Here is a 25,925-nt window from a genome sequence, read left to right as displayed (position 1 = left end):
GAGCTTATGAATTAGCTCCTTTTTCTATAAACACTATACTATTTTATTTTGAACAAGGTACTCAGCAATCTGAACTGTATTAGTAGCAGCACCTTTTCTTAAATTATCAGCAACTATCCACATATTAAGCGTGTTATCTTGAGTTTCATCTCGTCTAATTCGCCCCACAAACACCTCGTCTTTTCCCTCTGCATACAAAGGCATTGGATACGTATTTGTATCTGTGTTATCTTGAACAATGATTCCTGGTGTTTCATGCAATATTCGGCGAACCTCAGCTAAATCAAAACTATTCTCGAACTGAATATTTACAGATTCACTATGTCCTCCAACCACAGGGATTCTAACCGCTGTAGCTGTTACAAGAACTGTATCATCTCTTAGTATTTTCTTAGTCTCTTTTACTAACTTCATTTCCTCTTTCGTGTAGCCGTTATCTTCGAAAACATCACAATGAGGAATCGCATTTCTGTGAATTGGATAATTATAAGCCATTTCTCCTTTAATATCCTTATACTCATTCTCTAACTGTTTAACAGCTTTAACTCCTGTTCCAGTAATTGACTGATAGGTAGACACTACAACGCGCTTAATTGCATATTTTTTATGTAGTGGCGCTAAAGCCATTACAAGTTGAATAGTCGAACAATTTGGATTAGCAATGATCTTATCTTCTTTCGTTAAAACATCTGCATTAATCTCTGGTACAATAAGTTTCTTTGTAGGGTCCATTCTCCAAGCAGAGGAATTGTCTATTACAGTCGTTCCGTTTTCAGCAAACTTAGGTGCCCATTCTAAAGATGTAGTACCACCAGCAGAAAATATAGCTATTTCAGGCTTCATAGCAATTGCATCTTCCATAGACTTAATTACAAACTTTTTCCCTTTGAACTCAACTTCCTTTCCAACAGATTTCTCTGATGCTACTGGTATTAATTCCGTTACAGGAAAATTGCGCTCTGCTAAAACTTTTAGCATAATCTCTCCTACCATTCCGGTAGCCCCTACTACAGCTATTTTCATTTTTATATGTTTAATTGATTTTCACAAATTTATACAGTTTCATCCGTATTTTAAAAGCATTTCACTAAATTAAACTAGTTGCATATCTTTCATAACAAGCTGAGTCTTAACTTTTCCCTTCCACTCACTATCTTCGATACTATAAACGAAGTTAAAAAAACGCCTATTGTTGAGTTCTTCAAAGTACTTACCAAAACGAAAAGCAACCACAGGAAAAGATTGTTCTTCATTTCCCCTTTGCTTAACATAAAGGTACATATGCTCTTTATTCTTTCCAATTAAACGCTTCCCTCCCGTATCATAAATATTATTTGAAATAAACAAAGGCATTTCATTATCTGGGCCAAAGGGTTCGAACTGTCTTAAAATGCGAATTACCTTTGGCGTGAGATCAGAAAAATCAACTTCCGCATCGATGACCAATTCAGGAATCATATCTCTTTCATCTAAAGTGCGAGAGACTACTTCTTCAAATTTCTCTTTAAAGGCAGTGTAATTTTCCTTATACAATGTCAAGCCAGCAGCATACTTGTGACCTCCAAACTGAATTAAATACTCCGAACACTCTTTGATTGCTTCATAAACGTCAAAATTCTTGACAGAGCGAGCCGAAGCTGCTAAATACTCTCCACTTTCAGTAAATACAATGGTTGGTCTATAGTAGGTCTCTATTAATCGCGATGCCACAATTCCAATAACTCCTTTGTGCCATGTCGGATTATAAATTACTGTCGATTTATTAAAAACCTCTTTATTATCGACAATCATTTGCAAAGCTTGTTCTGTAATCTGTTGATCTATGTGTTTGCGCTCACTATTAATATCCATGATATACTTTGCAAGCTTAATAGCTTCAGTATAATCAGAAGTTGACAATAATTCTACCGCAAACTTTCCATGCTCTAATCTACCTGCAGCATTAATCTTCGGTGCAATCTTGAAGACAATATCGCTAATTGTAAAGGAGGATTGATCATAAGAAGATAGCAATGCGCGCAAACCTGGTCTCGGCGTTTTATTAATAACCTCTAAACCATAATAAGCCATTATTCTATTCTCTCCAGTCATCGGGACGACATCTGCTACTATTGCAGTTGCAACCAAGTCTAAATACTGAACTAAACCTTTTATATCTCTTTGTTGACTGATACTATAAGCTTGGATCAACTTAAAACCAACACCACAACCACATAGCTCTTTAAATGGATAATTACAATCAGAGCGTTTGGGATCCAATACCGCCTTAGCTTGAGGCAAAATTTCTCCAGGCAAATGATGATCACAGACAATAAAATCAATATCTAACTCCTGAGCATAAGCAATTTCATCAACAGATTTTATTCCACAGTCTATTGAAATAATTAGTTTTACATCATTTTGAGAAGCATAATCAATTCCCTGATAAGAAACACCATACCCTTCACTATATCTATCAGGGATATATGTATCGACATTAGGATAAAAACCTTTAAAAAAAGAAGCTAACATTGCAACCGAAGTTGTTCCATCTACATCATAATCACCATAGATTAAAATCTTCTCATTATTTTGAACTGCTTCCTTAATACGCACAATTGATTTGTCCATATCTTTCATCAAAAATGGATCGTGTAAAGCGTCTAAAGAAGGGCGAAAAAAGTCTTTTGCTTCGTTATAAGTACTGATACCTCTTTGAACGAGTAACTGAGCTATAATTTTATCAACTTTTAATACTTCTTGTAAATGCACAACTGCTTCGGCGATAACATCCGTTTTAAGCTTCCAACGCATTTACTATTTATTATGATAATGAATATTCGTTTCTACTTTAGCAAATTCTTTAAACATATTCATTACGCCACAATATTTCTCAATTGACATGTCAACGGCTCTTTTTAATTTTGCTTCATCAAGTTTACTTCCGTAAAAGTGATAATCTAATACAACAGTATGATAAGTTGATGGATCACTATCAGTTAACTTCCCCTCTGTTTCCATTTTAAACTCATCTACTTCCAAACGCATTTTCTTGATTAAATGTGCTATATCTAACCCACTACAGCCTGCTAAAGCAGATAACATTAATGCTTTGGGTCTAAGCCCTTTATTATCTCCACCATTCTCAGGTCCGGCATCAATTCGAATAGTATCTCCACTTGGGTTTGTAGATTCGAATTGCATATTCTCAATCCACGTTGTTGTTACTTTATGTGACATAATTTATTATCGTTTTTATCAAATGTATCAAAAAAAAGCCAATGTCTGATGCTACTTGTAACATCAGACATTGACCTTAACATATTTTAATTCAGTTATTATTTCTTTTTACCAGAAACAATCACTACTATTTCTCCTTTAGCTGGTTTGGCTTCAAAATGATTTAATACCTCGACAACTGTTCCTCTAACCGTTTCTTCATGTAGCTTAGACAATTCGCGAGAGACTGAGATTAAACGGTCTTCTCCAAAATATTCCTTAAACTCAGCTAACGTCTTATTAAGCTTATGTGGTGAAACATAGATAATCATAGTACGATCTTCTTCTGCTAAAATTAGATAACGTGTCTGTCTTCCTTTCTTATCAGGTAAAAAACCCTCAAAAACAAATTTGTCATTTGGCAAACCACTATTCACTAATGCTGGAACAAATGCAGTTGCTCCAGGTAAGCACTCCACTTCAACTCCCGCTTCAATACATGCTCTGGTTAATAAAAACCCCGGATCTGAAATAGCAGGAGTACCTGCATCAGAGATCAACGCAAATATTTCTCCAGACTGCATTCTTTTAACCAATCCCTCTACTGTCTTATGCTCGTTGTGCATATGATGACTAAACATAGGAGTTGTAATCTCAAAATGCTTTAAAAGTTTTCCACTATTACGGGTATCTTCTGCTAAAATATAATCTACTTCTTGCAAAACTTTAATGGCACGAAACGTCATATCATCAAGATTCCCAATTGGTGTTGGTACCAAATATAATTTACTCATACTATATAAATCGTTTCTCTACAATTGCGACAAAGCGCTCTTCATACTCTTCTTTTCCTTCCCAGTTATTGTATTCAGGTTTCACTAAATGTTCAATCAAGCTCATTGCTTCATCAAAATTACTAACTGTATTCAACTGTGAAAGTACTCGGTTGAAATCTTCTGCACTACCTCCAAACAAATGTTTCTCAAATGCAATCCTATCATTTAATCCTACAGATATAGACGAGTTATAGATGTCATTGATTGACTTTGATTTTGAAATACGCGGCTCTTTAACAGACATCGACTCAAGGTTAAATAACGTATTTTGACTTTGGTCCTCTTTTGCTTCTTCTTTCTCAGATTCGGTCGTTAATGAACTATCTTCATCATTTACTTGTGTAATAGCTTCTTCTGCCTTTAAAGAAGTATCATCAACTCTCTTAAAGTCTAAATCCATAAAATTAAAACCAGAGAAAGGATCCTCTTCTCTCTTCAAAGGAGAAATCGAATCATCAACAGGAACTATTCGATCTGCAACAATAGCTTCTTCTTTCACCACTTTTGGCAAATCAACCTCGACTTGAGCCTTATCTATCTCGACTTGAGAATGAATTAAATGATGAATTTCATCTTTAGTACTGATTACTTGTACTACATCTTCTTCCACCTTTAAGTCATCACCTGTAATAATAGTATTGTTATCTTCAGTCTTAGTGTTTGCAACTTCTTCTTTATTTACAACCAATTGTGGTTGATCTACAGTTACATCACTACTGACAACTTCATCTAAAGTCTCCTCTTGCTCATCCAAAAAACGATGAAGTTCGGCTTTATCTTCATTCTCCGATTCGACTATTGCAGGTCCCATAGATAGATCAGTAGAGTACTCTATCGGAAAAGTTGTAGGAATATCATCGTGAAGAATCTCAGGAGCTATCTTTTGTACAATATCAGAAATCACTTCATCCGCATTAGACAAATAACCTTCTTTCTCAGACTCTATTACGATTGGGTAATCTTCTTCTACCAAGTCAATAGGCATTTGATGGCGATCACTCTCATCTTTTTGATCAAAAGACTTGTTGGCATAATATGCGGTTAAATCAGCTTCAAATGTTTCATTTGTAGTATTTCCTTCTAAACCTTTATCATGGCAATCTTGATAGAACTGCAAGATTAATAGCTTTTCATATAAATTCTTAGCTTCAGTTAAGAGATTAGTTACATCCTTATCTTTCATCTGTAAAATGCGATGAGCAATACTGAGTAATTCTCCTTCTAAGACTTTCTTCATAACTTTTAATTTGGATTAGTAATTTCCCGAGCTTTTTTTGATAAATTTGTACTTTACAAAATAACAAAAATAAACGCTGATTTCAGCCTGAAATTTACAAAATGTTTCTCGAAAATCCTGTTAATCACAAAGAACAATTTGGTTGGATAGAAGTAATTTGCGGTTCTATGTTCTCTGGTAAAACCGAAGAATTAATTCGTAGACTCAAAAGAGCTCAATTTGCCAAACAGAAAGTTGAAATTTTTAAGCCTGCCATTGATACGCGCTACGATGAAGAATTTGTTGTATCACATGATGCTAATGAGATAAGGTCAACACCTGTCCCTTCGGCTGCACATATCCGTTTGTTAGGTGATAGTTGCGACGTTGTAGGTATTGACGAAGCACAGTTTTTCGACGATGAAATTGTAAATGTCTGTAATGATTTGGCAAATTCAGGCGTCCGAGTAATTGTTGCAGGTTTAGATATGGACTTTAAAGGGAAGCCTTTTGGACCAATGCCTGCACTTATGGCTACTGCTGAATATGTAACAAAAGTTCATGCCATTTGTACGAGAACTGGTAACTTGGCAAATTATAGTTTTAGAAAAGCGGCAAGTGAAGATTTAGTCATGCTTGGTGAAACGCAAGAATATGAACCATTGAGTAGAGCTGCTTATTACAACGCTATGAAAGAAGCCGAAAGAATAAAGAATCTATCAAAGAAGTAATTCTATTGATTTGACACTCGAATAACCACCACCTAAAAAGCTTTATGAAAAAAATATATAAGATCTACGTAGATTCGTATAGTGGACTATCGTCTGCATCGTGGATGCTAGCTATCGTGATGTTAATTAACCGAGCTGGCTCTATGGTATTCCCCTTTTTAGGTGTTTACATGACCAAAAAACTCCTGTTTACTGAAGAACAAACAGGATATGTTTTAGCGTGCTACGGTGTAGGGTCAATTATAGGTTCAACATTAGGTGGATGGATTACTGACAAAATCGGAAACTACAAAGTACAATATCTTAGTTTATTAGGAAGTATTCCTGTATTTATTCTACTTCCACACTTTACAACAGTTACTAGTTTAGCCCTCATGATTTTACTTCAGAGTACAGTAAGTGAAATGTTTCGCCCTGCAAACTCCGTTGCCATTACAATGTATGCTAAACCACAGAATATCACACGAGCTTTCTCTTTAAACAGAATGGCTGTAAATCTCGGTTTCTCAATTGGCCCAGCAATGGGAGGATTACTAGCGGCAATTTCCTATAGTTTATTATTCAATATTAATGCAGCTGCAGCTTTCATTGCAGCAATCGTTTTTATAAACTTTTTTAGAGGTAGAAAAACAAATAAAGAAAAATACAACGAAGAGGGTATTTTAGAGGATAGAACAGAGTTAGTAGGCGATAATAACAAATCTCCTTATAAAGACAAAATGTTCATTATTTATAGTGTATTCTGTACACTATATTCTATTGCTTTTCTACAGTTATTCAGTACAATGCCTTTATACTATGAAAAAGTAGGAGGGCTAAATGAATCACAAATTGGTTTGGTACTTGGTTATAGTGGTCTGTTAATCTTTCTAACGGAAATGTTACTTGTTCACCTTGCAGAAAAATATCTTACCATACGAAAGACCATTTACTATGGGGTTCTAATCAGTGCATTATCCTTTTTACTATTAGCTTTTGATCACAGTATTTTTACAATATATTTATCTATATCTGTGTTATGTGTTTCAGAAATGCTCGCAATGCCTTTTACGTCAACTGTAACAGCTATGAGAGCAGGAGCAAATAACAAAGGGGCTTATATGGGGGTAAATGGGTTGACTTTTGCAGTTGGATTTATAGTATCTCCCATTCTTTCTACAAAGATTGCCTCTCACCTTGGTTATGAAACCTTATGGGTGAGTACTGCCATCCTAATCGTTATTGCATCAATAGGTTTAAATTACTCTGTCAAAAAAATGATAGGATAATCAATATAACAATGGAACACGGTGATATGTAAATTAACATTTTCCAACTCTCTTTTCGAGTTTTAAGAAGTCATATTCACCTCCATTGGTCTTATTGTAAAAATGTCCTACTACCTCATAACCCGCTTTTTCAAAAACTTTTATCCCCATTTGATTCAATTTAGCTATAGCTAACACAAACTTACACACTGCTTTTTTAGTGATAAATGCCCATTCTATATAGTCAATTAATTCCTTTCCATATCCCTTTCCCATATAAAGAGGGTTAAGACCAAACCAATATTCTGCTGTATTATTATCGATGAGATCATAATTGAAAAAGGCTAAAATCTCAGTTAATCCTGGCTTTCTAACTGTAAAAGTATTTTGTCCACGTATTTGTGGATCTAAGAAATCTTCTAATTCTTCTTCGTCTTTTGTCATATCATAAAAGCTCAAAATACCAGGATACTTCCAATTAAAAGCTATTTCTTCAGCTTCTTCTTGTTCCATTACTGTAAATTGAAAATCATCTTCTTTCATACCGTTAACTACTGTTAAAGTTTAATTGTAATGTGATTGTTTAATATTCTCTTTCATTTATTTAAATATATTTGTCACTCTATGAACAAATACAATAAATATATAGCGTGGTTACTATGTTTAGTCTTCGCACTTTTTGGTGCTGAAAAGATAAACTTTGCTGTAGAAAATAGTTGTAGTAAAAAACTCACCTATTGTCCTACTGCCAGCCTCTATGTTTATAATATTAGTAGTAGTAAAGTAAACTCAGACAATGAGCCTACTTCAGAAAAATTAACTAACATTATTTGTGAAACTTTTTTTATTAATAATATAGTTATTCCAGAAATTAAGGGATCAACCATACATTACTTATTTGCCCCTTTCTTTTTCAAACATCGCATCCATTCGACACCATATATAACAGCAATCGATCCTCCTCCAATTGCATAGAGTTCTTTATTCTTTTTTCTAATAGCTTTTTATAGCTATTTTTTTTTACCTATTCAAGACTTATTCTTACAACTCATAGCTGACAATTCTTGCTGTCGAACCTCAATATATTAAACGATACATTAAAAACAAAAGTATATTGAAGTACAATAAAATAAGATGGGACATTACCATCCAATTCTCACCAAAACAATATACCTCCCTCATCCAAATACAATTAATCAAATCAAAGTTACGCCAATATAAGTAGTTTAAGTTATAAAACTTAAGGCATAAACATCACTTTTTCATTCAATTTCTATTCTATTAGTAAAAATGAAAAATCTAATTATTTTCCTACATTTGAGAAAACAATCAATTAAACTATGGAAAAATCAAATAAGCCCTTTATTACCTCAGAAATACAAGACAAAATAGCAACCCTAACTTTCTATAATCCTGCCAGCAATTCTTTTCCAAGTTATCAGCTAAGAGAACTTACAGACAAGATAGAAGAGCTAAGCAAAAACAAAGCAATTACAGTAGTTATCCTAAAAAGTGCAGGCACAGGTGCTTTCTGTGCAGGAGCATCATTTGATGAATTATTATCCATCAAAGACCAAGTGACTGGGAAGAAATTCTTTTCAGGGTTTGCCTCAGTAATAGATGCTATGCGCCGAAGTCCACAAATATTTATTGGACGTATTCACGGCAAGACTGTAGGCGGTGGTGTAGGATTAGCTGCTGCTTGCGACTATTGTTATGCAACGGATAAAGCGGCTATCAAGTTATCAGAATTAGCCATCGGTATAGGTCCGTTCGTCATCGAACCAGCTGTATCAAGAAAGATTGGAAAGACTGCATTCACAGAAATGTCACTCGCGGCACATGAGTGGAAAACTGCCACATGGGCAAAAACTCATGGGCTATATGCAGAATTATATGAAGATGATACCCGTATGGACTTAGAACTTGGTGATTTTGCTAAGCGTGTTAGTGAGTACAACCCACAGGCTCTCATCGCGATGAAGAAAATATTCTGGGAAGGAACAGAGCATTGGAGTGAACTTCTCCATCAAAGAGCTGAAGTTTCGGGTAGACTGGTTCTATCTGAGTTTACAATCAATGCACTTAATCAATTTAAAAAGAAATAATAATAGTTATTGAATATAGCATAAGCGAAAAAGCATATAAGTTATCTTATATGCTTTTTCGCTTTTTATTATATACCAATTATCCTATTATTCCTTTTCAAGTTCTTCCTATTTAATCTAAGCTAAAGAAACTTTGTCTTACAATTCCAAATTGTGAGCCATTCATAAAATACTCGTAATCAAAACCTTGCTGTAAAAAAAACACTATAAAAAAACATTACAAACCAATCCAAGGTATTTAAAGGAGAATGATCGGCTATAAAGTACCATTCTAAGTCTATCACTTCACCATCAAACGACAAGCACCAAACGAACAGCTCAAATCAAATACTATCAATAGTCACACATACATGTAAGAGTTCTACGTCATTAACACTACTACATACAGAAACTAATTACACTGAAAGCCCCTTTGTACAACACAGTGTTTTATGTAAAACAATTAAAAATCCAAAAAAATATAATAGCCTACCTCCTATTTTTTATATAATTTTAACAATCTAAAAATAAAGGTACTATAATTGCTATGAAAAGATTACTTACTTTAATCTTGTTAAGTTTCGTTTTGGGGTCTTACAATCTCAAAGCATCTACTGATAACAACACCATCCCTCCACAAGATTTGGTTGGACACCTAGTGGATAAATCTGGTGATGCCCACTTAGCCACGAGATTCTTAGACCACTTAAATATTTCTGCTGGTATCTCGACTTTAGGATTAACTATAGAAGCTGCTACACCATTAGCACCACATTTGAAGATACGCGCAGGGCTCAACTATCTAAATTACAACTCAAGCGCACAGAAACTAAACATAGAAGATCCCCAAGGATATTTTCTCAATTCCTTTGGATACTCGCCAAGATTGGAAGTCGAAGGCCGAATCAAGCTATTTCACGCCCACGCATTAGTAGACTTCTATCCCAATAAAGAAGGAGTGTTTTTCATCTCTGGAGGTTTTTACTTCGGTAGAAATACCGTTTCCGTCAAAGGTGGCTTCATCGATGACAAAGGAAATCCAGCAGATATACTCGTAGGGCACGAATGGCCCACTTTAGAATATGATGGAAATATCTTAGACTTAAATAAAGGGCGATTAGATGCAGAAATGCGTTTAGGAAATGTCGTAAAACCATACTTAGGTATAGGAGTAGGAAGATCTGTCAGTATGCGAAGAATAGGCATCAAGCTCGAAGTCGGTATGCTATATCAAGGCGACTATACTTTAAAACAAAATGGACAAAAAGTAACTACAGGTAAGGAGGCTGACGCAAGAGTAGAGGATACACAAAAATATAACGAATGGCTCAGGTGGTGGCCAAAAGCTGAACTGAAAATCAATTATCGTATTTTTTAATAATCATTTAATTTATGAAAACTAATGCACTATACCTATTGGTTTGTATTCTCCTAAGTATACTTTCTGTTAATGCTCAATCTGCTGATGGTTTTACTTTCCAACCAGAACCAGTTGCAAAACACTACTCAGACATTGCTTTTAGTGAATTATCAGTTGGTATTGGAATAACAAGTATGGGGATTACAGCAGAAGCGAGTTCACCCTTAACACCTAATCTTCAATTAAGAGCTGGTATCAATTTTTTCAAGTATAACTCTAAATACTATGATGGTACTCCCGATGACCCACGAAATGAATTAAGCAAAACTTTTGGCTACAGACCTGATCTGACAATGAAAGGAAAACTAAATATGTTTCATGGACATGCTTTAGTTGACTTTTACCCAGTAAAAGGAGGGTTGTTTTTTGTATCAGGCGGCTTATACATGGGAAATAACAAAGTGGACTTACACGGTTACTTGATTGATAAAGATGGTGAAAGAGCTAATCCACTAGAAGGTGAAGAATGGCCTACTTTAGATTTTCAAGGGAATGTTATAGACATCAATAATGGGAATATCGATGCACAAGCCACTGTTGGTAATGTAATTAAACCCTATTTAGGATTTGGAATAGGAAGAGCGATATCTAAAAGTAGATTGGGTTTCACTTTTGAACTTGGTATGATGTACCAAGGTGATTATACAATCAAACAAGGAGGGAGCAAAGTAGCGTTTGAACTTGATGAAAATGTCGAATATGATGAAGAAGCTGAAAAGTGGCTTAATCGTATCAAATGGTGGCCTAAAGTTTCCTTTCAATTAAAATACCGCATCTTCTAAGAGTAATAGTCCGTAAAAAGGCAGGGTTATATATGAATGTAAGGGCTTTTTTTTCCTTACCTTTGTCAAAATTTTTAGTTATGCCTAAGATTAGAATTACAAAACAATTTACATTTGAAACTGGACATGCCTTATTTGGATATGATGGCAAGTGTAAAAATGTTCATGGACATAGTTACAAATTAGCAGTAACTGTTATTGGTAGCCCTATTGAGGATACAAATAATGTAAAATATGGAATGGTTATAGATTTTGGAGATCTAAAAAAAATAGTGAAGGAAGAAATAGTTGACAATTTTGACCATGCAACTGTTTTTAATAAAAACACTCCACACATTGAACTTGCTAAGGAATTAGAACAACGTGGACACCATGTTATTCTGGTAGAGTATCAACCTACAAGTGAAAACATGGTCATCGATTTTGCTAATAAAATAAAAGACCGACTTCCTGATGGAATTGAACTATATTCATTAAGACTTCAGGAAACAGAATCTTCTTATGCTGAATGGCACCAATCAGATAATCTTTAGAATTTGGAAATAAATATTCAAACAAATAAGAAAGTATATTTTGCATCCGATCAACACTTTGGAGCACCGACTCGTGAAAAAAGTATTCCTCGTGAACAACTATTTTTGCAGTGGCTTCGCGATAAAGAACACGATATGGGAGCATTAATTATACTCGGTGATCTCTTTGACTTTTGGTTTGAGTATAAGACAGTTGTACCAAAAGGGTTTGTTCGAATTCTCGGAAAACTTGCTGAAATAAAGGATCGTGGTGTACCCGTTTACTTCTTTGTCGGTAATCACGACCTATGGATGGATGATTACTTCCAAAAAGAATTGGGTATTCCTGTATTTCACGAGCCAAAAATATTTAATATCAATGGCAAAAAGTTCTTTATTGGTCATGGAGATGGCTTAGGACCTGGAGATCTTGGTTACAAGAGAATGAAAAAAGTATTTACCAATAAATTCTCAAAATGGCTATTTAGATGGTTACATCCAGATATTGGCGTGAGATTAGGTTCGTACTTATCAGTAAAGAATAAACTTATCTCAGGAGAGGAAGATATCACCTATTTAGGGGAAGATAAGGAATGGTTAATTCTTTATGCCAAGCGCAAATTAGAAACGCAACACTACGACTACTTCGTATTTGGTCATAGGCATTTACCTATGGTATTGGATTTAAACCCAAATTCTAAATATGTCAATTTAGGAGATTGGATTAATTACTTTACGTATGCCGTTTTTAATAGTAATCTAGAATTAGTAGAATATAAGAAAGAAATAGAAAACAAAAAGCCTTGATTGTAATCAAGGCTTTTTGTTTTATTAAAATGGTTTCTCTAAGATCCAAGGACAGTGTGTGAAATAATTCCATCCTACATTACCTAAATCAACCGTATTATCAACAAATCTACTATAAGGACGTCCATTTATAGAGACAAAACTATCTGCGTATACAGCTACATCTTCTCCCTTAGCAGCATATTCTTTTTTGATTACCTGAGCCATTTGCCATATCATATCAGGTGAAGTTAAACGCGCCGCTTGCTTAGTAGATAAAACTTCTGCTAATGGATAATAACTTCTTGTTTTCGTATCTTTATTCTCTACAATAAAATCAGTATAACCTACACGAGAACGCAACATCATTCGCCAACTTAGACGATGACCTTCATCTGTCCAAAGTGTATCTCCCTTTATAAAGTGTATTCTCAAAGGCAATAAAACTTGCACAACCATAAACGCACTTAAAACATACAATTGCCCTTTGCTTAAAAAGTTCTGTGTACCGTAACTAGTCAAATCATCAGTCACTTCAAAAACAGGTTTCTTCTTGAAAAACAAACGACGTACTTGTTCTGGTTCATAAAAAAACACCGAAAAACTCAAAGCAAAATATGGAAAAATTCCAATATGTAAAGTTGCAGAGTTAAAAAGGTGAAAAGTCAAAGCTGCTATAACTCCTAATGTACGTGTCTTCTTCCACAACAACATCGGAACAATTAATCCATCGAAAATAATACCCAAATAAGCAATCGTAATGTAAAACCACTTCTGAGTAAACACTTCCTTAAATACTTCCGGAATATTAGCACTTTGGTACATTAAACGAGTAAAAGTTCCATCAAGCCAATCGGGATAAAACTTTGCAACTGTACCAAAAACATATAAAATAGTTACCTGAAAGATAAAAAACCACGAAAAGTAACGCGGCATATATAACTTTTTATCAACCCGACCTGCTTTTACATCCATAGAGGCATATTGATGTGCTGGTAAAAAGCACATATAAAAACAAATCAGCAACAACATATAATAGTGATTGTTATACGAAGTCTTCTGAATAAAATAAGCACCAGCCCATAAAATTGTCAATAGTACAATATTCAAGCGGTAGCGCCACCCTAACATAACAGCAATAGATACAAATCCCATCAATGCAAAATAAACATACATTTGAGGACCAACTAAGACCTGTAAAAAATCCATATAAATATGGGAGAAAGTCATCTGGACATCAACTAAATTTGTACGCACCCATCCAGTAGCTATAGCACCAAAAGACTCACATGCAAATAAAAATCCAAAGAAAATTCTAAATATAACTAGTGGGAAGTTATCAATTGGTTGAAGTGCTTTTTTCCACATACTTCTCAAAAAATTCACGAGTTACCTGTTCATCGTTGTGTAACTTAGCAATTAACTCGTCTAGATTGTTAAACTTTAATTCATCTCTTATTCTGTCTAAGATACGAACTTTTAAAATTTTATCATATAAATCTCCATCCCAATCTAGGTAATTTACTTCTATCGTATAAGGGTGTCCTTCAAAGGTTGGGTTCACACCTACACTCATCATCCCCTTTACGCGTTCACCATTTATTTCAGATTCCACTACATAAACTCCATTCTGAGGTATCAGTTTATAATCCTCGTCAATCTCAATATTAGCCGTCGGAAAACCTAATTTTCTCCCTAACTTCTTACCGTGAACAACGACTCCAGAAAAGAAATACTCGTAATCTAAGAACTCGTTAGCCATTGCCATATCACCAATCTCTAATGCATGGCGAATCTTAGTAGAACTAACAGAAACGTGATCTATTTCTTCTGCTGATATTTCTTCGACCTCGAAACCATATTTCTCACCGAATAGCTTTAAATCGTTAATATCTGCAGTTCTATTCTTGCCAAAACGATGGTCGTATCCAATAATTATCTTAGAAATATTAAACTTATTTACCAATACTTGCTCTACGAACTCCTCTGCAGTTAATTGTGAAAATTCGTAATCAAACTTCTGAACTACTAAATTGTCTAAACCTAAACCTTCTAATAATAGCTTTTTCTCCTCTAACGTATTCAACAACCTAATGCTATTGTCTTGTTTCAAAACCATACGAGGATGTGGAAAGAATGTTAGAACTAAACTTTCTCCATTATCCTTCTTCGCCGCTTCAACTAATCGGTGAATAATCTTCTGATGACCTTTGTGTACACCGTCAAATGTTCCCAATGTTGCTACAACTTTCTTTTCTGCATGAAACTCGTTTATCGAAGAAAATGTTCTCACTTTAATTTAAAATTTTAGATTAGATGTTTACTTTTGAGCGCGCCTAATAGCTCGTAAAGAAATGTAAAAATACGGCATTTTTACAAATTGTATTTACAAAATTTCTTTAATCTACCTATCTACAATTAGGTTTAACATATTAAATATCATATATGCCTCAAAAATCTTTTAAAACAACTGTTACACTATTTTTTTTATTATTCCTTTTACCATTATATGCACAAGTAACAATCATGACATGGAATTTAAATAACTTCGGTTCAAGTAAAACTACTGATGAAATTGAATTCATTGCTAAAACAATTAAATCTGCTGATATCGTCGCTATACAAGAAATAGTCACCAATCCCTCAGGGGCAAAAACACTGGCCGCACTACATCTTGAATTAACTAATTCGACAGGTACCAAATGGGATTACGCTATTAGCCCACCGACAGATAGTAGCCCTTATCGCTCAGAACGATATGCTTACCTTTGGAAAACAAGTAAAGTAAAGCTAAAAAACAGACCTACTTTAGAACAGACTTACAAAGATCAAATCGAAAGAGAACCTTACATAGCTACTTTTGAATACAAAAGAAAAGAGTTTATGATATTCAACTTTCATGCCTTACCCAAAAAACATCAACCCGAAAAGGAGATTAAATACTTCAAATTCTTTCCCACACAATATACTGATCAAAGATTGATCTTTTTAGGAGATTTCAATACTCCCCAAAGTCACAGTGTTTTTAATCCCCTAAAGAAAATGACTTACCAACCCGTTTTTACTGACCAAAAAACAAGTCTAAGACAAAAGTGTATTAACAATGACTGCTTAGCTTCTGAATATGATAATATCTTCTTATCTAAAAAAGATTTCACCATTGAGAGTCAAGATACAATTCTATTCTACGAGGACTTCAATGACATAAAAGAAGCAAGAAAAATATCTGATCACATACCGATAGCAGTAAGAGTAACTCCTAACTAAAGACTGTAAAAAAACAAAAAAAGGACACCTTATTAAAGGTGTCCTCCACTTTACTTATATAAAATTTAATAACTAACGTCTGTTCATATAGATCATCACGTAATACAAAAGTGTACCCAATGATGATATTGCAGCGACCACATACGTTCTGGCTGCCCAAGACAATGCATCTTTAGCACCTGCATATTCTTGCTGGGTAACGATGTTTTTGGCTTCCAACCACTTCAAGGCTCTTGCGCTTGCGTCGTACTCAACAGGTAAGGTAACAAACGAAAAGATCGTTGTCAAAGCAAAAAGCCCAATACCGAATAATAGCAATTGAGGGAAAGTGTTAATCAATAAGATTCCACCTAACAACACCCAAGTTACAATATTAGAAGAAAAGCTTACTACAGGAACCATCTTTGAGCGCATAGTCAACCAATGATAAGCAGTTGCATGCTGAACAGCGTGACCAACCTCATGTGCAGCTACAGCAGCTGCAGCAGCATTGCGTTCATTATAGACAGCTTCACTAAGGTTCACAGTCTTATCACTTGGATTATAGTGATCAGTCAATCTACCTGGAGTAGATATCACGCGCACATCCCTAATACCGTGATCCAACAGCATCTTTTGTGCAACTTCTGCACCACTCATTCCATTCTGCAATTGTACTTTAGAATACTTTTCAAACTTTGATTTCAACTTGTATTGAATGTAATAGCTTGCAATCATTACAGCTATCAAAAGAATCCACATCATATCATTAATATTTACTACTATAAATATAGCAAATCACAAGCCAAAAATAAAATATGTCATTTCGTCAGATTGTCATGATGTAAAACAAAAAAGGGAGTTGCTTTCGCAACTCCCTTTCCTATGTATAATTGATTATTTCAATTTCTTTTTAACTTCAACTTCTTGGAACGCCTCTATAGTGTCATATTCCTTAATATCGTTGTAGTTTTTAATCTGAATACCACAGTCATATCCTTTCGCCACTTCTTTAACATCGTCTTTGAAACGCTTTAAAGCAGTCAACTCACCAGTGTAGATAACCACACCCTCGCGGATAAGGCGGATTCTTGAACTACGGAAAATCTTACCGTCAGTAACCATACATCCAGCAATCGTACCAACTTTAGAAATTTTGAATAACTCACGAATCTCAGCAGTACCAGTAACTTCCTCTTTCAATTCTGGAGATAACATACCTTCCATCGCATCTTTCAAGTCATCAATAGCGTCATAGATAATTGAGTAGTTACGGATATCGATTTCCTCTTTATCAGCTAATTGTTTAGCAGAAGCCATTGGACGAACGTTAAATCCGATAATAATAGCATCCGAAGCAGAAGCTAACAATACGTCAGATTCTGTAATAGCTCCAACTCCTTTATGAATAATATTGATTTGAATTTCCTCAGTAGATAATTTAGAGAATGAATCAGATAATGCTTCCACAGAACCATCCACGTCCCCTTTAAGAATAATATTTAACTCTTTGAAATCACCTAATGCAATACGACGACCAATCTCTGCTAAAGTAATATGACGTTGTGCACGTACAGATTGCTCGCGAATCAATTGAGTACGTTTAGCAGCAATTTGTTTTGCTTCTTTCTCTTCCTCAAATACATTAAACTTATCACCAGCAGTTGGTGCTCCATCTAATCCCAGTACAGAAATTGGACGAGAAGGACCTGCTTCTTTTACAGAGTTTCCACGTTCATCGTGCATTGCACGAACTTTTCCGTGGCTACGTCCTGCCAACAAGTAGTCTCCCACTCTTAATGTACCAGCTTGTACTAATACAGTAGATACATATCCACGTCCTTTATCTAAGTACGCTTCTACTACTGTACCAACTGCAAGCTTAGAAGGGTTTGCTTTTAAATCAAGCATTTCTGCCTCAAGCAATACTTTTTCAAGTAATTCCTTCATATTAAGACCTTGCTTAGCAGAGATATCTTGAGATTGGTAAGTACCACCCCATTCCTCAACTAACAAGTTCATTGAAGCAAGTTTTTCTTTAATTTTATCTGGATTAGCCGTAGGCTTATCTATCTTATTAATAGCAAAGATAATCGGTACACCAGCAGCTTGTGCGTGACTTATAGCCTCTTTTGTTTGTGGCATAATATCATCATCCGCAGCAATCACAATAATTACGATATCGGTAACTTGAGCACCACGCGCACGCATAGCGGTAAACGCCTCGTGACCAGGAGTATCTAAAAATGTAATTTTTTGTCCTCCTTCAAGTGTTACTCCGTAAGCACCAATATGCTGTGTAATACCTCCTGATTCTCCTGCAATAACGTTTGCTTTACGAATATAGTCTAACAAAGATGTTTTACCATGGTCAACGTGACCCATCACTGTCACAATTGGCGCTCTTGGTTGTAAATCTTCTGGTCTATCTGGAGTTTCCTCAATAGACTCATCTAAATCTGCAGTAGTAAAATCAACTTCGAATCCAAACTCATCAGCAACAATAGTTAATGTTTCAGCATCCAAACGCTGATTCATGGTAACCATGATACCAAGAGACATACAAGTACCAATAACTTTAGTAATAGGCACATCCATCATAGTAGCAATTTCACCAACAGTAACGAACTCGGTTACTTTTAATGTTTTGCTTCCAGCCTCTAATGCTTTTTGCTCTTCATCAGATTTTTTTCTATGAACATCTCGTTTATCACGACGATATTTAGCAGCTTTAGATTTGTTACCCTTACCTTGAAGACGCTCAAGTGTCTCCTTAATTTGGTTTTTAACTTCTTCCTCAGTAGGTTCAGCTTTTACAACAGGTGGAGTATTTCTTCTGTTATTTTGGTTTTTGTTACCAAATTTTCCTCCTCCACGGTTGTTGTTGTTACCTCCGCGATTGTTGTTATTACCACTATTATTGTTACCGCCCTTATTATTATTGTTGTTATTGTTTGGTCGGTTATTGTTATTATTCTCGTTGTTATTTGCTCCTTCAGCATTTCCATTAGCTGGCTTAGCAATGCGTTTTCTCTTATTCTTTCCGCTTCCAGGGTTGTTACCATCTTTTGAATTTCCTTTTTTAGGATCTTCTTTTTTCTTTTTAGGTTTATCAAATTGAGATAAATCAATTGTTTTACCTGTAAAAGTAGTACCTGAAAGTTTCTGATAATTTGTTTTGATTACTTCATCCCCTGCCGTAGGCTCAGCTTGCGCATCATTTGCCTCTTTCTTGAAATTCTGCTTTTGGTTTGAAGAATCTTTCTCCTCTACAGTATTTTTCTGTTGTGATTTATTTACTTCTTTCTTAGCTTCCACTTGCTTTTCCGTATTCGTTATTTTAGTTGCTTCGTTTGCATCAACTTTTGGAGCTACCTGTTTTTCTTCAGCTTTAACTGTTTTCTTCTTAGTATCAGCATTAGTAGCTTTTTCTACTTTTTTGTCTACTTTTTCAGCCACTGTTGCATCTTTCACAACATTTTCCACCTTTTTAGACTCGCCTGAAGCAACTTTAGTTTTCTTAGGTTCAAGATCAATTTTACCAACAGTCTTTACAGCAGTAATTTCCTCTGCTTTAGCTCTGATAATTTCTTGCTCGCGTTTAATACGTGCTTCCTCTTGTTTTCTTTTCTCTTCAAGCTCTTTATCGCGCTCCAATTTTAATGCTTCTTTTTCTTTCTTTTTCTCTTCACTTACCTCAATAGAAGCTTCTTTCTTGCCTTTATCAGCAGAAAATTGTTTACACAAAACACTGTATTCTTCTTTAGAAATTTTAGCATTTGGTGTTGCATCGATTTCATATCCTTTGCCTTTCAAAAAGTCTACGGCTCTATCGAGAGAAATATTTAATTCCCTTAAAACTTTATTAATTCTTATTGCTCTTTCTTCAGACATATTATCTTTTTAGTGTATTAATGTGTTGTGTTGTTTTGGTGCTTCAATTAGTCTTCAAACTCTTCTTTTAGGATACGGATTACATCTAATACCGTTTCTTCCTCAAGGTCAGTTCTCTTTACTAATTCCTCAACACCTAGGTTCAACACGCTTTTCGCAGTATCTAAACCTATTTTACTAAATTCTTCAATCACCCACGCTTCGATTTCGTCTTTGAATTCTCTTAATTCAACGTCATCGTCTTCTGGGTCTAATTCACGCATCACATCGATATCGTACCCTGTCAACATTCCAGCCAATTTAATGTTTTGACCTCCTCTACCGATTGCTCGTGATACTTCTTCTAAATCAAGATAAACGTTTGCTTTTTTAGCATTTTCATCTATCACTACTTTATTGATACGCGCTGGTGCTAATGCACGCTTAATAAACAATTCTGTATTCTCTGTATAATTGATTACATCAATGTTCTCATTTCCTAATTCGCGAACGATTCCGTGAATTCTAGATCCTTTTACTCCGACACATGCTCCAACTGGGTCAATTCTATCATCATAAGTATCTACTGCCACTTTTGCTTTCTCACCTGGGATACGAACTACTCTCTTAATTGTAATTTCCCCTGATTCGATTTCTGGAATCTCTTGTTCAAATAATTTCTCTAAAAACTTAGATGAAGTTCTTGACATAACAATTTGAGGTTTTGAACCTTTTAGTTCAACCGCCTCAATAATACCGCGTACTGTATCTCCTTTTCTAAAGAAATCAGATGGAATTTGTTTCTCTTTTGGCAAAACAATTTCATTCTTTCCTTCGTCCATCAAAATTATGATTTTTGGACGAGCATGATGCACTTCAGCTGAATAAATTTCTCCAACTAAATCTTTAAATTGTTTGTATAAAGAAGTATTGTCATGTTCAGTTACCTTAGAATACAAGTTTTGACGTAACGCCAAGATAGCTCTTCGATCAAGTCCTTCCAACTTCACTTCCTCTGACACCTCTTCTCCTACTTCAAAATCTGCTTCAATTTTTCTTGCTTCTGACAAAGAAATTTCTGCATTATCATCTTCTACCTCTCCATCTGCTACAACAATTCTGTTTCTAAACACCTGACAATCTCCTTTGTCTGGGTTAACGATAATATCAAAATTATCGTCTGATCCATACTTCTTCTTCAAGGCATTTTTCAATACATCTTCAAGAATTGCCATAAGCGCTACACGCTCAATATCTTTTTCGTCTTTAAATTCTGAGAATGAATCTACTAAATCTCTATTCTCCATCGGATATTCTATTTTTTTAAAATGAAATTATAACACTCGCTTCTTTAATCTTATCAAAAGGAATTATAGCTTCCTTTTCAACAGTAACCTTTCCCTTTCCTATCGGTTTAGGCTCTCTTGCTTTCCATTTCAGAACAATACTATCATCACCTACACTTTCAAGTGTAGCTTCTATTTTTTCTTGTTCTGTAGTTATTACCTTTAATTTACGTCCAATATTTTTAGGATATTGTCTCAATAATTTTAAAGGTGCTGCTGCTCCTGCAGATGCAACTTCAAGAGCGAAGTCCTCCTCCTCTCTATCTAAGTTATGTTCAATAGCACGACTCACATCAATACAATTCTGCAACGTCACACCTTGATCTCCATCTATAATTACAACAATCTTATTATCAGCCGATATTGTAAAGTCTATCAAAAACAAGTCTGTGTACTCTTCAAATGCCTGATCAATTAATCCTTGTACTTTTACTTTTAACGTCATATGCTATAAAAAGAGGGGACTACTATGTCCCCTCATTATTTAACTTTTTTAATAAATAACGACACAAATGTACAATTTTTTTATTACAAATAAAACTTTTGTCTATTGATAATTATATTCTTAACTTTATTTAATCAATAAAACAACATAATTCATATTCAAATTAATTACATCATGAAAAAGATTCTAGTTCCAACAGATTTCTCTAATCAAGCCTATAATGCAACTAAAGCCGCTGCTATTATTGCCAGAAAAATGAACGCAGAAATCATTTTACTACACATTCTTGATTTGCCACAACAAGGTAGTGACAGTATCAACAAAGGAACTCCTGCTACTGAAGTTATGTTCTTTAAAAAAGCTGCTGATGCAAAGCTTGAAGAATTAGCGCACGACCCTATATTTAACGGAATTACAATATCATCAAGCCTTATCTTAGATCGCACTTCTTTAGGTGTGACTAAATCTGCAGAGAACAACAAAGTGAACCTTATCGTCATGGGATCTCATGGGGTAAGTGGAGTAAAAGAGTATTTCGTAGGATCTAATACCGAAAAAGTTGTCAGAACATCAAATATTCCTGTTTTGGTAATTAAAGGTGAGGTAGAAGATTTTGAGATTAAAGATTTTGTTTTTGCATCTGATTTCTCAGAAGGGATGACTGAGCCTTTTAAAAAAGCACTAAATTTCAATAAAATATTAGGAAGTAAATTCCACCTGTTAATGGTAAACACACCTAACAATTTTAAACCTACTCACGTAGCAGAAGAAATTGTAGAAAAGTTCTTAGATACTTTAACAGACAAAGAGTTCGACCTATGTACTTATAACGATATGAATATCGAAAAAGGAATAATCAACTTTTCTAAGAAAATAGATGCTGATCTAATCGGTATAGCAACACATGGTCGTACAGGTTTAGCTCACTTCTTCAATGGCAGTATAAGTGAAGATTTAGTAAATCACTCAAGTAAATCTGTTATTACTTTCAAAATAGATTAATACTACCTATAGTATATTGTCTACTTACTAAACAAGTTGACAAGTCAACACATATCAGATCCAGAGGGGTAATCTCTCTGGATTTTTTTTATACATTATATTTAAGTGCAATGACAACATCCCTTTCAAAAGACCCAACAACAACCCAACAACAACCCAACCAATACCGCTCATAGCGTAACAAATACCTCCCTCATGTATTTGAATTAACAGTCTATAAAGCAATACTAAAACATCTTTTCGAAAATAAATACAGAGAAAATCTACTGTTTTACTGTATTCACACACCAATCACCAAACATTTTGCACTAATCTACCAGAAGGTCGCCTGCGACTATCTTGTACTTTTCTTGCACCTTTCTTGCACCTTTCTTCGACAAAACCACCCTTTAGGCTAGGAAACTCCAAGAAAACCCCAAGCAATCCCCAAGAAAGTGCAAGCCAACCCCTTTTATAAGATAACCGGATTGACTTCTAAAAACTTCTCGACATTAGTATCAACCTCCGTGATTACACCAATAACAAACATTGGTGTATCTGGAATTAAATAGAAATGCGTCAACATCTCTAAAGTACAGCCCTCACATCACGTTTCTACCTCTTGAACCAACCCTACCCAAACTACAGTACTCAGACACTACCATGTCTATCACAGTGATTACACCCTATACTTTTCTGACCAAACCTTACACACTACACCACTTGATAAACAAAAAAATATCCAGAGAGAAAAAACCTCTGGATACAATATTTATACACTTGTCAACTTTTTCTCAACAGACATAATTCTCCATAAAAAAACGACTTCCTATAATGCTATCTATTTACCTTTATTGCCAAGTAATCTACTATTTACCTTTTTTATTTCATCACTCTCATTCCTATAATACCCGCTGCATGATTTAAAACTTCATTGCGAACCTTAGTTCGCGATGACAGATCATATTGAACAAACCTTACATCTCCACTATCTTCATCATAGACTACACAGAAAAGAGAATTTGACTTATCATCATATTCTAAAGAATAGATTTCACCCGTAGTAAATTCTTCTTTTAAAGTTCCATTGCTTTTATCAATTAAAAAAACTTTACTACCATATTCTCCATTCTCACTATGATTGAATGCACAGTAGTAATTGCCTAACTTATCCATACCAAAACCAACTGCATCGTGCAATGAAAGACCATCTGTCAGTAATGGTACCACTTTGCTTTCCGCCTCAACATCAAAACCACTAAAATCATTGACATTTACCTTTATGACATTATATTCATTCGTATTGACACCATCTGCATCATACATATAACTAAGCCCAACTAACTCAAACTTATTCACATAACATAACGCAAAAGGCAGTCTTTCGACTGCCTTTCTGCATATTATTATTCATTTCTAAAACAGGACAAATACCCTTCAACCAAATCATCAACATACAAATATTCGGGTATTTGCAAGAGAAAATCGATACAAACCATAAATTATAAAAAGAGTAGCGGCAGTCATTTTAATCAAATACCAACTATTCGTCATCATAACCTACCTATTACTAAAAATTGCTTATTTTACAATTTCAATATGACTTTCAGACACCTTTGCAATTGGCAAGAAATGCTTTTTCCCTTCTACCAAAAGACACAAATAAATATTGTCAATAGAAATCACATACCCTTCTAAACCATCAATTCGAACTAACTGACCTAATTCCAAATTCTTTCTTGTATAAAAAGAAAACAGCAGCCTTGTCACCACATCCTTTGCACCTAACCCTAAAGACAGAGCTACAGTCAACAGAATAGCACCGACGATGATCGAAATATTATTCGTAATAATAGAAGTATTAATTCCCATTTGATTCAAAGTCGTAATGACAACAAATACAAGAATAAAGTAAAACAATATATTCCCTATCATTCTCGCACCACTGAAGTCAACAGCCTTGAGCACACCTACCACAGTTTTCTTAATCCAAGTTGCCAAATATAGTCCTCCTACAAAAATCAACAAAGCAACAAATACCTGTGGAATATACAACATTAGATTTCCTATCTCCTTAGACACTATACTTAGACCAAACATTTCGGCTCCAATAACAATCATCAAGAAGATAATGAAGATTTTCATAAAGAAAATAACGATTGCATCAACTTTGATTGCAATATTTGTTTTAGCAAGAAAGTCATTCTCATCAATCAGTTTTTGAACACTATCCAAGCGGATAAATTGAAATATTTTTTTCAATAAGTAAGCAAAAAACTTAACTAACAACCAACACAGCAACACATAACCTAAAATTAATGCAAAGCCTATCACACCACGTATTAACGAATCAAATACTGAGTTCAACATTTCTGTTGGATACTCAAAATTAAACAGTCTATTCATCATTATTTTCGTTCTTTTTTGCGTTTATAATTTTTTCAATCAATTCTTGTTCTTTCTTTTTGTCACTTTCACCTATGACACTACCCAGTGCCTGAGGTACTTTGACAGTATATAACTCAGACACATCTAAGGACAGCTTGATAAAGTTTAGATTATCAATTACTCTATCCTTTATATAGACAGGCAACTTTTCGTCCTGCAGTATTTTTTTAAAAGGATTATCCATAATTATAATGAGTTATAAATTTCAACAATTTTTTTCTTTGCTCTATGCAATCGCATTTTAATAGCACTCTCCCCCATTTCAAGCATTTGAGCAATTTCCTTAATAGATTTATCATCTTGATATTTCATCAATAAGATAATCTTATCTTCTGCATCAATTTGCCCTAAGGCCTCTTGTAACTTACCAACACTTAAAGCAAAGATTTCTTCGTCTGTTATTTCTTCATCAGCCATCAAGTCCTGATATTCCTCATTCAAATCCTCTTCTCGTCTTCTTTTTTTCAAAACCAATTTGGAATAATTCACACAATGATTATAAGTAAAAGAATACAGCCAAGTAGAAAACTTTGATTCCCCCCTAAACTTTTTAAGATTCAGATATAGCTTTACAAAAACATCTTGTGTCAAATCTTCTGCGACATCTCTCGACTCCGCAAAACCTAAACACTTTGAATACACTTTCTGAGCATACCGATCATAGAGAATCCCAAACAAACTTGTATTACCACTATGCACAATCATCTGGACTAAGTCCTCATCTGTCATAGTAGTAAAGTTATTATTCTGTAGATTAACCTTCATACCACT

The 25,925-nt window shown here is 34.7% G+C and carries 26 protein-coding genes; 10 read left to right on the top strand and 16 right to left on the bottom strand.

All coding sequences use genetic code 11. The features are described from left to right. Positions 1-33: 33 nt before the first annotated feature. The 5 genes from GJV76_RS01100 to GJV76_RS01080 all read right to left on the bottom strand — a co-directional run bounded on the left by GJV76_RS01100 (position 34) and on the right by GJV76_RS01080 (position 5,271). On the bottom strand, positions 34-1,023 hold the full coding sequence (locus tag GJV76_RS01100; protein ID WP_155090798.1) for an aspartate-semialdehyde dehydrogenase: 990 nt from the start codon (positions 1,021-1,023) through the stop codon (positions 34-36). A gap of 69 nt (positions 1,024-1,092) precedes the next feature. After that, complete coding sequence (gene recJ / locus GJV76_RS01095) at positions 1,093-2,793, bottom strand: single-stranded-DNA-specific exonuclease RecJ (RefSeq protein WP_155090797.1); 1,701 nt, start codon at positions 2,791-2,793, stop codon at positions 1,093-1,095. A 3-nt stretch (positions 2,794-2,796) separates the two neighbouring features. Further along, on the bottom strand, positions 2,797-3,219 hold the full coding sequence (locus GJV76_RS01090; RefSeq protein WP_155090796.1) for an OsmC family protein: 423 nt from the start codon (positions 3,217-3,219) through the stop codon (positions 2,797-2,799). A 98-nt stretch (positions 3,220-3,317) separates the two neighbouring features. After that, positions 3,318-3,992 (bottom strand): 16S rRNA (cytidine(1402)-2'-O)-methyltransferase, encoded by a 675-nt coding sequence (gene rsmI, locus GJV76_RS01085; protein WP_155090795.1) that lies wholly within the window; start codon positions 3,990-3,992, stop codon positions 3,318-3,320. 1 nt (position 3,993) lies between these two features. Then, positions 3,994-5,271 carry a hypothetical protein gene (locus GJV76_RS01080; RefSeq protein WP_155090794.1) on the bottom strand — a complete coding sequence of 426 codons (1,278 nt, stop codon included), beginning with the start codon at positions 5,269-5,271 and terminating at the stop codon, positions 3,994-3,996. Between the two features lie 101 nt (positions 5,272-5,372). On the opposite strand from GJV76_RS01080, the gene GJV76_RS01075 reads away from it, so the two are divergent. Together GJV76_RS01075 and GJV76_RS01070 are read left to right on the top strand one after the other, a co-directional pair. Continuing rightward, positions 5,373-5,981, top strand: a complete 609-nt coding sequence (locus GJV76_RS01075; protein WP_155090793.1) for a thymidine kinase — start codon at positions 5,373-5,375, stop codon at positions 5,979-5,981. A 44-nt stretch (positions 5,982-6,025) separates the two neighbouring features. Then, positions 6,026-7,249: an MFS transporter gene (locus GJV76_RS01070; protein WP_155090792.1), complete on the top strand. Its 1,224-nt coding sequence runs from the start codon at positions 6,026-6,028 to the stop codon at positions 7,247-7,249. Positions 7,250-7,282: 33 nt separating this feature from the next. Here the strand turns inward: GJV76_RS01070 and GJV76_RS01065 are convergent, their stop codons facing one another. Beyond that, the gene (locus GJV76_RS01065; RefSeq protein WP_155090791.1) at positions 7,283-7,771 is read right to left on the bottom strand and encodes a GNAT family N-acetyltransferase; all 489 of its coding nucleotides are present in this window, start codon (positions 7,769-7,771) and stop codon (positions 7,283-7,285) included. 81 nt (positions 7,772-7,852) lie between these two features. Between GJV76_RS01065 and GJV76_RS01060 the strand changes: the two genes are divergently transcribed. The 6 genes from GJV76_RS01060 to GJV76_RS01035 all read left to right on the top strand — a co-directional run bounded on the left by GJV76_RS01060 (position 7,853) and on the right by GJV76_RS01035 (position 12,836). Then, a complete protein-coding gene (locus tag GJV76_RS01060; RefSeq protein ID WP_155090790.1) occupies positions 7,853-8,203 on the top strand; it encodes a hypothetical protein in 351 nt (116 codons plus the stop codon). 365 nt (positions 8,204-8,568) lie between these two features. Beyond that, positions 8,569-9,336 (top strand): enoyl-CoA hydratase/isomerase family protein, encoded by a 768-nt coding sequence (locus GJV76_RS01055; RefSeq protein ID WP_155090789.1) that lies wholly within the window; start codon positions 8,569-8,571, stop codon positions 9,334-9,336. A 526-nt stretch (positions 9,337-9,862) separates the two neighbouring features. Further along, positions 9,863-10,693 (top strand): hypothetical protein, encoded by an 831-nt coding sequence (locus GJV76_RS01050; protein WP_155090788.1) that lies wholly within the window; start codon positions 9,863-9,865, stop codon positions 10,691-10,693. A gap of 14 nt (positions 10,694-10,707) precedes the next feature. Further along, positions 10,708-11,517: a hypothetical protein gene (locus GJV76_RS01045; protein WP_155090787.1), complete on the top strand. Its 810-nt coding sequence runs from the start codon at positions 10,708-10,710 to the stop codon at positions 11,515-11,517. Positions 11,518-11,597: 80 nt separating this feature from the next. Then, complete coding sequence (locus tag GJV76_RS01040; protein WP_155090786.1) at positions 11,598-12,050, top strand: 6-pyruvoyl trahydropterin synthase family protein; 453 nt, start codon at positions 11,598-11,600, stop codon at positions 12,048-12,050. Between the two features lie 9 nt (positions 12,051-12,059). Beyond that, positions 12,060-12,836 carry a UDP-2,3-diacylglucosamine diphosphatase gene (locus tag GJV76_RS01035; protein ID WP_160339395.1) on the top strand — a complete coding sequence of 259 codons (777 nt, stop codon included), beginning with the start codon at positions 12,060-12,062 and terminating at the stop codon, positions 12,834-12,836. Between the two features lie 24 nt (positions 12,837-12,860). Here GJV76_RS01035 and GJV76_RS01030 read toward each other — a convergent pair whose 3' ends face one another. Together GJV76_RS01030 and GJV76_RS01025 are read right to left on the bottom strand one after the other, a co-directional pair. Beyond that, positions 12,861-14,183 (bottom strand): HTTM domain-containing protein, encoded by a 1,323-nt coding sequence (locus GJV76_RS01030; RefSeq protein ID WP_155090784.1) that lies wholly within the window; start codon positions 14,181-14,183, stop codon positions 12,861-12,863. Continuing rightward, a complete protein-coding gene (locus GJV76_RS01025) occupies positions 14,155-15,108 on the bottom strand; it encodes a bifunctional riboflavin kinase/FAD synthetase (protein ID WP_160339394.1) in 954 nt (317 codons plus the stop codon). The genes GJV76_RS01030 and GJV76_RS01025 overlap by 29 nt, the downstream gene beginning before the upstream one ends. 152 nt (positions 15,109-15,260) lie before the next feature. Here GJV76_RS01025 and GJV76_RS01020 point away from each other — a divergent pair, with 152 nt between their 5' ends. Beyond that, complete coding sequence (locus tag GJV76_RS01020) at positions 15,261-16,082, top strand: endonuclease/exonuclease/phosphatase family protein (RefSeq protein WP_155090783.1); 822 nt, start codon at positions 15,261-15,263, stop codon at positions 16,080-16,082. Between the two features lie 72 nt (positions 16,083-16,154). On the opposite strand, the gene GJV76_RS01015 is transcribed toward GJV76_RS01020, so the two are convergent. The 4 genes from GJV76_RS01015 to rimP all read right to left on the bottom strand — a co-directional run bounded on the left by GJV76_RS01015 (position 16,155) and on the right by rimP (position 21,725). Next, the gene (locus GJV76_RS01015; protein WP_155090782.1) at positions 16,155-16,826 is read right to left on the bottom strand and encodes a zinc metallopeptidase; all 672 of its coding nucleotides are present in this window, start codon (positions 16,824-16,826) and stop codon (positions 16,155-16,157) included. A gap of 132 nt (positions 16,827-16,958) precedes the next feature. Then, positions 16,959-19,955 carry a translation initiation factor IF-2 gene (gene infB / locus GJV76_RS01010; RefSeq protein ID WP_155090781.1) on the bottom strand — a complete coding sequence of 999 codons (2,997 nt, stop codon included), beginning with the start codon at positions 19,953-19,955 and terminating at the stop codon, positions 16,959-16,961. A gap of 47 nt (positions 19,956-20,002) precedes the next feature. Further along, on the bottom strand, positions 20,003-21,241 hold the full coding sequence (nusA, locus tag GJV76_RS01005; protein WP_155090780.1) for a transcription termination factor NusA: 1,239 nt from the start codon (positions 21,239-21,241) through the stop codon (positions 20,003-20,005). Positions 21,242-21,257: 16 nt separating this feature from the next. Next, positions 21,258-21,725 (bottom strand): ribosome assembly cofactor RimP, encoded by a 468-nt coding sequence (gene rimP / locus GJV76_RS01000; protein WP_155090779.1) that lies wholly within the window; start codon positions 21,723-21,725, stop codon positions 21,258-21,260. A 174-nt stretch (positions 21,726-21,899) separates the two neighbouring features. Between rimP and GJV76_RS00995 the strand changes: the two genes are divergently transcribed. After that, entirely contained in the window at positions 21,900-22,727 is an 828-nt protein-coding gene (locus tag GJV76_RS00995; protein WP_155090778.1) for a universal stress protein, read from the top strand. Between the two features lie 861 nt (positions 22,728-23,588). Here the strand turns inward: GJV76_RS00995 and GJV76_RS00990 are convergent. The 4 genes from GJV76_RS00990 to GJV76_RS00975 all read right to left on the bottom strand — a co-directional run bounded on the left by GJV76_RS00990 (position 23,589) and on the right by GJV76_RS00975 (position 25,919). After that, complete coding sequence (locus GJV76_RS00990) at positions 23,589-24,065, bottom strand: hypothetical protein (RefSeq protein ID WP_155090777.1); 477 nt, start codon at positions 24,063-24,065, stop codon at positions 23,589-23,591. Positions 24,066-24,287: 222 nt separating this feature from the next. Next, the gene (locus GJV76_RS00985; RefSeq protein WP_230381471.1) at positions 24,288-25,115 is read right to left on the bottom strand and encodes a mechanosensitive ion channel family protein; all 828 of its coding nucleotides are present in this window, start codon (positions 25,113-25,115) and stop codon (positions 24,288-24,290) included. Further along, positions 25,105-25,338, bottom strand: coding sequence for a hypothetical protein (locus tag GJV76_RS00980; protein WP_155090776.1), 234 nt, complete (start codon positions 25,336-25,338; stop codon positions 25,105-25,107). The genes GJV76_RS00985 and GJV76_RS00980 overlap by 11 nt, the downstream gene beginning before the upstream one ends. Positions 25,339-25,340: 2 nt before the next feature. Further along, positions 25,341-25,919 (bottom strand): RNA polymerase sigma factor, encoded by a 579-nt coding sequence (locus tag GJV76_RS00975; RefSeq protein ID WP_155090775.1) that lies wholly within the window; start codon positions 25,917-25,919, stop codon positions 25,341-25,343. Positions 25,920-25,925: the final 6 nt, after the last annotated feature.

Source organism: Myroides albus (genome assembly GCF_009711045.1).
Lineage (GTDB): Bacteria > Bacteroidota > Bacteroidia > Flavobacteriales > Flavobacteriaceae > Flavobacterium > Flavobacterium album_A.
This window is presented reverse-complemented; position numbering and strand designations above follow the sequence as displayed.